At 40.3% G+C, this 3411-nt stretch carries 1 protein-coding gene; it reads right to left on the reverse strand.

Translation table 11 applies throughout. The features are described from left to right. Positions 1–34: 34 nt before the first annotated feature. The gene (gene ileS, locus E1171_RS04460; protein ID WP_187696259.1) at positions 35–3337 is read right to left on the reverse strand and encodes an isoleucine--tRNA ligase; all 3303 of its coding nucleotides are present in this window, start codon (positions 3335–3337) and stop codon (positions 35–37) included. Positions 3338–3411 lie beyond the last annotated feature (74 nt).

A 3411-nucleotide genomic window follows, 5' to 3' on the forward strand; every position in this document is an offset into this window, starting at 1 on the left:
ATTAAGCATCCTACTTCCCAATTCCTAATAATTTTCATTGTTCAATTTTTACCAATAATTTGAACTCATCCATATCCAACTCCTGGGCTCCGGAAACCTCCGAGAGCAACTCTAGGCTATGGGCTTGAGTTTCCGTACAGATATAATCCTTATTCACATTTAAGGCAGCATTCACTAATTCCTCATTTTGTTGGATGCTGATTTGAATCTTATCTTGCACATCTAATCCCATATCTTTACGCAGATTCTGGATTCTGTTCACCAATTCACGAGCAATCCCCTCTTTTCTAAGAGTATCAGAAATAGTGATGTCCAAAGCTACAGTCAAAGTACCTTCATTAGCAACCAACCAACCTGGAATATCTTCAGAGGAAATTTCCACATCATCCAAGCTAAGTTCTATGGTGGTGTCAGTTAACTGGATAGCAAATTTTTGTTCTTTTTCCAATAGGGTAATGTCCTCCTGCTCCATTTTATTAATGAAAGCGGCAATTTCTTTCATCTTTGGACCGTATTCTTTACCCAGTTTACGGAAATTCGGCTTAATTTTCTTCACCAAAACGCCGGAAGTATCATCCAAGTATTCAATATCCTTCACATTTACCTCATTTAAAATGAGGTCTTCTACTGCCTGGATTTGTTTTTTGGTTTTTTCTGATAAAATTGGCACCAAAATCTTCGATAACGGTTGACGTACCTTAATTTTTTCCTTTCGACGCAAAGAGTGCACCAATGAAGAAATATCTTGAGCCAACTGCATTCTTTCTTCCAAGTCCACATCAATCAAATTTGAATCAGCTTTCGGGAAAGTAGCCAGATGAACAGATTCGAACCCTTCCTGCTTACTCACTCCATCCAAATCTTTATACAACTGATCCATGTAGAATGGAGCAATAGGAGCTCCTAATTTTGCAACTGTCAATAAACAGGTGTATAACGTTTGATAAGCCGCTTGCTTATCTTCATTGTATTCTCCCTTCCAGAAACGCTTTCGGTTCAACCGAACATACCAGTTACTTAAATCATCAGAAACAAAATCCTGAATGGCACGAGCTGCACGGGTAGGGCTATAATCTTCATAAGCCGCAGTAGCTTCCTCCACTAAACTGTTAAGCTTGGAAATAATCCAACGATCACTTTCAGTCCTCTCTGCCATTGGAATTTCTTCCTGAGAAAAAGTAAAATGATCCAGATTAGCGTAAAGTGCAAAGAAAGAATAAGTGTTTTGAAGGGTGCCAAAAAAACGACGCTGGACTTCCAAAACCCCATCCAGGTTAAATTTCAGGTTATCCCATGGATTAGCATTGGCAATCATATACCAGCGCGTGGCATCAGGCCCATATTTTGCCAAAGTTGAAAAAGGATCTACTGCATTACCCAGTCGTTTGGACATTTTATTGCCGTTTTTATCCAAAACCAAACCGTTGGCAATTACATTTTTAAAAGCCACTTTATCAAACAACATACCCGCAATGGCATGGAGTGTAAAGAACCATCCCCTAGTTTGGTCTACTCCCTCTGCAATAAAATCAGCCGGATAGTTTTCCTCAAAAACTTCCTGATTCTCGAACGGATAATGCCACTGGGCATAAGGCATAGCTCCGGAATCAAACCACACATCGATCAAATCTAGTTCGCGATACATCTTTTGCCCACTCTCACTAACCAGAACAATATCGTCTACATAAGGACGGTGCAAGTCAAAATCCTCCGCCAATTGCTCTTCCATAAAGCCTGCATCGATTGACTTTTGTACCTCTTCTCTCAGCTCTTCCAAAGAGCCTATACATTTCTCTTCTTTCTTATCTTCACTTAACCAAATTGGCAAAGGGGTTCCCCAGTACCTCGAACGACTAAGATTCCAATCCACTAAATTTTCCAACCAGTTGCCGAAACGTCCAATTCCTGTTGACTTTGGCTTCCAGTTAATAGTGTTATTCAATTCAACCAAACGATCCTTAAAAGCTGTAGTTTTGATAAACCATGAATCCAGAGGATAATACAATACTGGTTTATCGGTTCTCCAGCAATGAGGGTAGGAGTGTTCGTATTTTTCTACCTTGAAGGCTTTGTTTTCTTCCTTCAATTTAATGGCGATCAATACATCCGTGGATTTATAATTTGGATCAGACTCGTCGGCACCGTTGTAGTTTTTCACATACATGCCAGAAAAGTCCGTAATTTCCTTTACGAATCGTCCTTGTTTATCTACAATAGGGCTATCTTTTCCTTCTTCATCTTTCACCATAATGGCGCCCACACCGTGTTGCTCAGACACCCTAAAGTCATCGGCACCAAATGTTTTCGCCAAGTGAACCACCCCTGTGCCGTCTTCTGTTGTAACAAAATCGGCGATCAGCACCTTAAATGCAGGTGAAGGGAGGGAAACATAAGGCATTAACTGTTCGTACTCAAGACCCGCCAGGTCTTTTCCTTTAACTTCCTCGATAATTTCAAAAGGAATCAGTTTATCTCCCGCCTTATAATCTTCTATTTTCAGGTCTTTGGCTTTGACATTAAAATAGGTAGAAACCCGATCCTTAGCCAAAATTACATTGATAGGTAGAAAGGTGTAAGGATTAAAGGTTTTTACCTTCACATAAGTGATTCCCGCTCCTACACCTAAAGAATTATTTGCTGGTAAAGTCCAAGGAGTGGTAGTCCAAGCCAAAAAATAATCATTTTCGGTACCCTTGATCTTGAATTGGGCTGTAATTGAAGTGTCTTTCACATCCCGGTAAGTACCAGGCTGGTTCAATTCATGAGAACTAAGCCCTGTTCCTGCTGCTGGTGAATAAGGCTGTATTGTATAACCTTTGTAAAGCAGACCTTTTTTATGCAACTCTTTTAACAAGAACCAAACGGATTCCATATACTCCCGATTGAAAGTAATGTATGGTTTTTCCAAATCCACCCAATACCCCATTTTCTCGGTGAGCTCATCCCACTGATCCTTAAATTTCATTACTGCTTGTCGGCATTTCTCATTGTATTCTGCAATAGAAATTTTCTTACCAATATCTTCCTTGGTAATACCGAGCTCTTTTTCCACTTGAAGCTCAACAGGTAATCCGTGGGTATCCCATCCACCTTTACGTTTCACCTGAAAACCTTGCAAGGTTTTGTAACGGCAAAAAATATCTTTTACAGCCCGGGCCATCACATGATGAATACCAGGGGTACCATTAGCCGAAGGAGGCCCTTCAAAAAAGGTAAAGGTAGGTTTGCCTTCACGGCTCTCCATAGATTTCTCAAAGATCTGGTTCTCCTTCCAGAATTCTAAAATCTCATCAGCCAGATGGGCGTAATTAAGCTGCTTATATTCTTTGTACTTCACGGTAACTCCAGGTTGATTGTTAAAAAGTTATTCCTCTATCGCGGCCTCCATCATCCCTAAAAGGCAACAATTAT

It is taken from the genome of Xanthovirga aplysinae, from assembly GCF_009711365.1.
Classification (GTDB): Bacteria; Bacteroidota; Bacteroidia; order Cytophagales; family Cyclobacteriaceae; genus Xanthovirga; species Xanthovirga aplysinae.